The sequence below is a fragment of the Acinetobacter sp. YH12131 genome (assembly GCF_013418635.1).
Classification (GTDB): Bacteria; Pseudomonadota; Gammaproteobacteria; order Pseudomonadales; family Moraxellaceae; genus Acinetobacter; species Acinetobacter towneri.
Map to the genome: position 1 here is coordinate 1 of NZ_VPBQ01000035.1, position 5498 is coordinate 5498.

General features: G+C 54.8%; 5 protein-coding genes and 3 pseudogenes. 3 read left to right on the plus strand and 5 right to left on the minus strand.

Annotated elements, in window-relative coordinates; all coding sequences use genetic code 11:
* From FTU66_RS13270 to FTU66_RS13280, 3 genes and pseudogenes are all read right to left on the minus strand, one after another.
* Positions 1 to 561 (minus strand): toprim domain-containing protein (locus FTU66_RS13270; protein ID WP_257222118.1); only part of this gene is annotated, 561 nt, incomplete at its 3' end.
* Between the two features lie 3 nt (positions 562 to 564).
* On the minus strand, positions 565 to 1074 hold the full coding sequence (gene dfrA20 / locus FTU66_RS13275; protein ID WP_179990692.1) for a trimethoprim-resistant dihydrofolate reductase DfrA20: 510 nt from the start codon (positions 1072 to 1074) through the stop codon (positions 565 to 567).
* Positions 1075 to 1101: 27 nt separating this feature from the next.
* Positions 1102 to 1782 (minus strand): annotated as a pseudogene (locus FTU66_RS13280) (thymidylate synthase); the annotation flags it as partial.
* On the opposite strand from FTU66_RS13280, the pseudogene FTU66_RS13285 reads away from it, so the two are divergent.
* Positions 1776 to 2117 (plus strand): annotated as a pseudogene (locus tag FTU66_RS13285) (GNAT family N-acetyltransferase); the annotation flags it as partial. The pseudogenes FTU66_RS13280 and FTU66_RS13285 sit on opposite strands and share 7 nt — an antisense overlap.
* Here FTU66_RS13285 and FTU66_RS13290 read toward each other — a convergent pair.
* Together FTU66_RS13290 and FTU66_RS13295 are read right to left on the minus strand one after the other, a co-directional pair.
* Positions 2086 to 3078 carry a TniB family NTP-binding protein gene (locus FTU66_RS13290; RefSeq protein WP_179990694.1) on the minus strand — a complete coding sequence of 331 codons (993 nt, stop codon included), beginning with the start codon at positions 3076 to 3078 and terminating at the stop codon, positions 2086 to 2088. The pseudogene FTU66_RS13285 and the gene FTU66_RS13290 overlap by 32 nt on opposite strands.
* A gap of 2 nt (positions 3079 to 3080) precedes the next feature.
* Positions 3081 to 4760: a Mu transposase C-terminal domain-containing protein gene (locus tag FTU66_RS13295; RefSeq protein ID WP_000179844.1), complete on the minus strand. Its 1680-nt coding sequence runs from the start codon at positions 4758 to 4760 to the stop codon at positions 3081 to 3083.
* A 129-nt stretch (positions 4761 to 4889) separates the two neighbouring features.
* On the opposite strand from FTU66_RS13295, the pseudogene FTU66_RS13305 reads away from it, so the two are divergent.
* Together FTU66_RS13305 and FTU66_RS13310 are read left to right on the plus strand one after the other, a co-directional pair.
* A pseudogene (locus FTU66_RS13305) lies at positions 4890 to 5063 on the plus strand (resolvase); the annotation flags it as partial.
* A complete protein-coding gene (locus FTU66_RS13310; RefSeq protein ID WP_000743213.1) occupies positions 5060 to 5284 on the plus strand; it encodes a hypothetical protein in 225 nt (74 codons plus the stop codon). The pseudogene FTU66_RS13305 and the gene FTU66_RS13310, both read left to right, overlap by 4 nt.
* Positions 5285 to 5498 lie beyond the last annotated feature (214 nt).

Genomic DNA, 5498 nt, shown 5'->3' on the forward strand with positions numbered 1-5498 from the left:
GTAAATTTTCAGCGTTGCTGGCTCCCCGTCAGCCGGATTGGGTTGCATCGCAGGGGTGTCGAAAGAGTCAACTGCGGTCCAAAGCTGTTGGACTTGGGTGAAAAGGGCGTTTATTCTTCCTATACGTAGGTTTGCAAATCCTTCTTTAATTGCTTCTTCCGTTAAGGAACTAATCCACAATCTTTTGATAGGTGCTTTCGTTCCTGACTTTAAGAATACCCATCGCTGGATAACCTCTCCTTCTTGTCCAGCATCCCCGCAGTTGATAATTTCTTCGGCGTTTACAAGAAGTTGTTTGACAATTTTAAATTGCTTTTTAATTCCTTCATCATCTATGACCTTAATTCCAAATCGAGAAGGAATCATGGGCAATTTTCTTAAATCCCAATATTTCCATTCCGGTAAATAATCGTTTGGTTCTTTAAGCGTGCACAAATGCCCGAAAGTCCAGGTTACTTGATATCCATTACCTTCGTAATACCCATCTTTACGAGTATTAGCACCGATAATGGCAGCGATATCCTTGGCAACACTTGGTTTCTCAGCAATGCAAACTTTCATGAATTAACGCGTAAATTTCTTTATATTAAATGAATAAAGATGTTTTTCATCTTTATCTTGTTCTAAAATATCTTCTTCTTCCCATTCTACCCAATTTACAAAAGGGAAAAAGGTGTCAGCTTCTTCAAATGTGTTATGTACTTGTGTGACATACATTTCATTTAAAAGTCCTGTTTCTAAGGCCAGTTGGTAGATTTGAGCACCACCAATAATGAAGCATGTTAAGTCTTTTCCTTCAAGATGTTGTGCGACTTCTTTTAAATCATAAATCACTGTTGCACCTTCTGCACTATAGTTTTTATCTCGTGTTAAAACGAAGTTTAAACGATTTGGAAGCGGTCTGTACTTCTGAGGAATAGATTCCCAATTTTTTCTTCCCATTACAACAGCGTGACCCGTTGTCGTTTCCTTAAAAAATTGCATATCTCTTGGTAAGTGCCAAAGCAAATCATTGTTAGCACCCATTTCTCGGTGTTTCCCAATTGCAACAATTAAGCTATATTTAATACCCATTTCTGTTTCCTTATATTTTAAAGCTAATTAAATTGCAACAGCTGCTTTAATGTGTGGATGTGGATCGTATCCAACTAATTCAAAATCTTCAAATTTAAAAGAGAAAATATCTTTAACATCTGGATTTATTTTCATTGTTGGAAGTGGACGTAATTCTCTAGATAATTGAAGCTTAGCTTGGTCAAAATGGTTGGAATACAAATGCGTATCTCCAAAAGTATGAACGAAGTCTCCAGCCTCCAATCCACAAACTTGCGCTAGCATCATTGTAAACAATGCGTAGCTTGAGATGTTAAAAGGAACACCCAAGAAAACGTCTGCTGAACGTTGGTAGAGTTGACAACTTAATTTTCCATTTGCAACATAGAACTGGAACATGTTGTGACAAGGAGGTAAAGCCATTTTATGAATGTCTGCTACGTTCCACGCACTTACGATATGTCTTCTCGATTCCGGATTGTTTTTCAAACCATCTATCAAGATTTTAATCTGATCAATAGTTCCACCTTTACCGTCGGGCCAAGAACGCCATTGATGACCATAAACAGGTCCAATATTACCATCTTCGTCCGCCCATTCGTCCCAGATTGAAACTTTATTGTCTTTTAAATATTTAATATTGGTATCACCACTAATAAACCATAGAAGTTCATGAATAATCGAACGAAGGTGTAATTTCTTTGTTGTAATTACCGGAAAACCTTTACTCCGAGCTCCTAGTCGCGAGTTGCAGCGACGGCATCGTCGGCTGTTGCACCTTGTCGGCCGAGGATCCCGAGTTCTGGCCCGACGCCCTCAAGGGGGAGGCCGCATATCTGCACAAGCTCGCGGTGCGACGGACACATGCGGGCCGGGGTGTCAGCTCCGCGCTGATCGAGGCTTGCCGCCATGCCGCGCGAACGCAGGGGTGCGCCAAGCTGCGGCTCGACTGCCACCCGAACCTGCGTGGCCTATACGAGCGGCTCGGATTCACCCACGTCGACACTTTCAATCCCGGCTGGGATCCAACCTTCATCGCAGAACGCCTAGAACTCGAAATCTAACGTCCGTTCGGGCATCGAGGTCCATGTCGGGGTGGGACGGGCCCGTGGCTTCAAGATCACTTGCAGTCCGACCGCGATGTCTTGGTTGCGCGAGAGGTTGTCGACAGGCCATGCTGAGTGTGCGATGGTTGATCGCTTCCTCGCCGCTCTCCACGGCGACGATGGCCGCCGCCATCAGCAAGTGCGCCAGTTCCCCTATGGTGCCCTCGCTGCGTGTGAGCAGGTAGCGAGCCATGTCCAGCGTGGCAATTGGGGAAGGCCGGCGCAGCGGGAGCGAAGCGGCGAAGCTGGCCAGCAGTGAGCAGCAATCGTCGTTGGCCTCCCATACCGGCAGCATCATCGGCTCGAAGCGATTTTCCAACTGGTCATCGGAGCGGATGGCTAGGTAGGCGTCGCGCGTGCCTACCCCAACCAACGGGATGCGCAGTTCGTTGCCGAGGAAGCGCAGCAGGTTGAGGAATTCCCGGCGGTTGACGCTGTTGCCGGCCAGCACGTTGTGCAGCTCGTCGATCACCAGCATGCGCACGCCGACCTTGCGCAGCAGTGCCAGAGCCAGTTGCTCCATTTCCGGCAACCGTGGGCGTGGGCGCAGCGGCGCGCCCATCGCGGCGAGCAGCGCGACGTAGAAGCGGATCACGGACGGCTCGGACGGCATCTGCACGACCAACACCGGGATGTGCTCCTGGTCGGCGTCGGAGCTGGCCGGGTGGGTGCGGCGGAACTTCTCGACGTTCATCGACTTGCCATTGTTGGTCGGGCCAACCAGCAGCAGGTTGGGCATGCGTTGCTTGTTTGGCCACGCATAAAGGGCTTCCAGCCGGTTCAGCGCCTCGACTGCGCGCGGATAGCCGATCCAGCGGTCGGCGCGAAGGCGCTGGATGCGCTCGTCCGCCGGAAGACGGGCCAAGCCCTGGGCCGCCGGCAGCAGGTGGGACAGGTCGATGATGGGATATTCGTCCACGGCTACCACTCCTCAATCTGGTCGAACGGTTTGGCGGGTGGCAAGTTGTCTGCCTGCGGGTCGGCAATATCCGTATCCGGCGGAACGGGCTTGTCCGGCCGAGCTGATGTCTTGAGGTGCTGGCGGCGATCCGCGTCACGCCGCGCCTTGCGTGTGGCCTTCTGCGCGCTGGTCACAATCTCACGCATCTGGCCGATCATGCGGAACAGCGCCGACTCATCCACCTGTTCGCGCCCTTGCTGCCGCAGTTTCGCCAGCGCCTGCCGTTGTTCCCAGAGGGTGACAGCCGGATGCGACAAGGTACGGTAGGGAATTTCCAGGTAATGCTGTCCCTCCGGTTCCAGGACCCAGATACGGCTGATGTCGCGCGGATCGCGCCGGATCAGAAAGGACGGCCAGCGTTCACGCCGCGCAATCCACGGCTTGAGCGCATCGGCGTAGTAGTGGATGTGGTCGATGACAAAGCCGGTGCGGGTCAGCGTGCGCCGGAGGATCGGCAGAAAATCGACCAGGAACGAAGTAGCGCGTGTGACGACGGCCGGTACGCCGACACGCGCCACGGCCTCGGCCCAGCGCGCGGCCGGCGGTTGGAGCAGGCCGTTGTGCACCGAACCGTGGTAGGTGCCGACCGCCAATGTGAGCCAGCGCTCTAGCTCGCGCAGCGTCAGGGCGGCCTTGTTTTCGGAATCGTAGTCGCCGCGCTGGTCAGGGTTGGAGAAGGTCGTTCCCGGCAGTTCGTCGTGAATCATCTGCATCGCCGTGCCGATGATCCGTTCCACGATGCCGCCATAGTGCGGCTGTCCCAGCGGGCGATAGTCCAGCCGGATGCCATGCTGCTCGCAACCCCGGCGCAGGGCCTCGCTCTTGAACTCGGCCGCGTTGTCTAGGTAGAGCAGCAAGGGCTTGCCGCTCATCTGCCAATCCATTTCCACGTTCAGTCCTTCCAGCCAAGGGCGCTTGTCGCAGGCGACATGCACGAGGCACAGGCCAACCGAAACGGCAGACGGCGCTTCCAGCGTGACGACCATGCCGAGCACGCAGCGGGTGAACACGTCGATGGCGAGGGTCAGGTACGGGCGGCCAATAGGTTGCCGGTCGCGGTCATCGACCACGATCAGGTCGATGACCGTATGGTCTATCTGCACCTGCTCCAGCGGCGCGGTCACGGCAGGAGGCTCGCCGCCCACACCTTGTAGGTCACGAGCGGCATCCTGGCCTTCCCGCCGGCGGATGACCTTGCGCGGGTCAAGGCTAGCGATCCGTAAGGCCACGGTATTGCGCGCCGGCACTCGCAGTTTTTGAGCCTTGCACACCTGAGTGACTTCGCGGTGAAAGGCCGCTAGGCTGCGCTTCTGCTTGGTCAGGAACCGCTTTTGCAGTAGCTCGTGGATGACGCGCTCGACCGGTTCCGGCAAGCGCCCCTTACCTTTACCTCCACCGGACTGGCCGGGCACCAGATCCGTCACGAGGCCGCTGCCTTGCCGGGCACGCCGGATCAGAACGTATACCTGGCGCCGAGACAAGCCCAGCGCCTGAGCCGCCATATCGGCCGCTTCGTGCCCGACCGTCTCCGACTGCGCCAACGGACTGATGATCTCCGCACGACGGCGCGCACGCTCCCAAGCCTCATCAGGCAGAGTGGCCACGCCTTGTTCTGGAATCCGTGGGGTGTCCGTCGCCATGCTCACCTCGCTTTGGTGCACACGAGTATTGAGCATAGTCGAGATTGGTGCAGATCACTTCTGATATTGAACTGTCAGGAGCTGGCTGCACAACAGCCATTACGCCCAATCAACTGGTGCAGTCGTCTTCTGAAAATGACAGCCGAGCTGGCCGGGTACAGTGCGGCCCAGGTGAAACGGATATGGGCCGAGGTCAGCCAGGCCGAAGCGAAGCAGCACGGCGCGTTCGTGGAGGACGCATTGACGGAAGCCGATGCCCTGGCCGCTGTCGGCCAGGATGAGCGCCAGGAGGAAAGGGCATGAAGAAGCCGAACCAAGACGACGAGCCGTTTTTCATCACCGAGGAGATTGCGGCCGAAATGATCGCCGGCGGCTATGAGTTCGAGCTGCCGCCCATTCCTTGCACCATCCGCCTACGCGACGTGCTGGAGCGCATGACCGATGCTGAGCTAGCATTGCAGCCGGGCGAGATCGCCGACCAGGAGCGTGAACGCTGCCGGCGCAAGCCGTGTTCAACCTCATGATCTGGTCATGGTATTTTTCATGGCACTGAGCCTGATAGTTCTTGCAAATTGTTGTCACTAAAGGGTTTTGTGTGCTTGTTTACAATCGAGTGGGAGTGACGGGCACTGGCTGGCAATGTCTAGCAACGGCAGGCATTTCGGCTGAGGGTAAAAGAACTTTCCGCTAAGCGATAGACTGTATGTAAACACAGTATTGCAAGGACGCGGAACATGC

Bases quoted from the DNA above. Each gene is read 5' to 3' on its own strand.
- FTU66_RS13295 (WP_000179844.1), bottom strand. From the start codon at position 4,760: ATGGCGACGGACACCCCACGGATTCCAGAACAAGGCGTGGCCACTCTG.
- dfrA20 (WP_179990692.1), bottom strand. From the start codon at position 1,074: ATGGGTATTAAATATAGCTTAATTGTTGCAATTGGGAAACACCGAGAA.
- FTU66_RS13310 (WP_000743213.1), top strand. From the start codon at position 5,060: ATGAAGAAGCCGAACCAAGACGACGAGCCGTTTTTCATCACCGAGGAG.